This is a genomic window from Pantoea sp. paga (assembly GCF_007558755.1).
Classification (GTDB): domain Bacteria; phylum Pseudomonadota; class Gammaproteobacteria; order Enterobacterales; family Enterobacteriaceae; genus Pantoea; species Pantoea agglomerans.
This window is the reverse complement of the sequence record NZ_VLTF01000038.1, coordinates 1-706: the sequence shown is the minus strand read 5'-3', so window position 1 is coordinate 706 and position 706 is coordinate 1. Positions and strand designations below refer to the sequence as shown.

The following is a 706-nucleotide window of genomic DNA, read 5'->3' as shown; positions in this document are numbered from 1 at the left end:
GATGCCCTTCTGTTCGAGCTGTTGTGCGATGGTCATAAGTGCGTCTCCGTGTTGCGGCACACGCTGTGCCAGTTCGCGTACAAAGCCTTCGGCGTCGGCTGTTTCGCCTGCCTGTACAATATAGTGTACCAGCGATATCACCTGTGATGAAGACAGATAGCCGGCCAGCAATATGGGCGCCAGCCGGTCAGTCAGTTCTGCCAGGTCCCGCTGATGAATATGTTTCTGCAGCAGGGTCAGGGCGGCCATGCTGCGATGGCCGGCGATTTCATCATCAGGAATGACGGTAACGTCAACCAGCGGGAAAGCGCTGCTGTAGAGTTTGCCTGCCAGCGCCGGATCATCAAACTCATTCAGCCACCGGGTGGAGTAAGGATACGGGCTGCGTTTACCCGTATAGAACAGCACGGGTATCACCAGTGGCAACTTCTTATGGCCCGCATCAAGGTGTCGCTGCATGGCAGCCACCGCATAACGCATCAGGCGAAAAGCCATGTGTTTATCAGGTGAAGACTGGTGCTCAATGAGTACGTGGACATAACCCTCACCGGCTGTGGTTTTCAGACTGTAGAGCACGTCGCTAAAGTACTGCCTCAGGTCATCCTCGACGAACGAGCCGGATTCCAGCTTCAGTGTCCTGAGGTCACAGATAGCACGCAGCTCTGCGGGCAAGTGGAGTTCCATGAAATCACGGGCGACATCCGGG

The 706-nt window shown here is 55.8% G+C and carries 1 protein-coding gene; it reads right to left on the bottom strand.

The window, feature by feature from the left end; translation table 11 throughout:
- On the bottom strand, positions 1-706 hold a 706-nt coding region (locus FOV68_RS23870; RefSeq protein ID WP_143991733.1), incomplete at both ends, for an Rpn family recombination-promoting nuclease/putative transposase.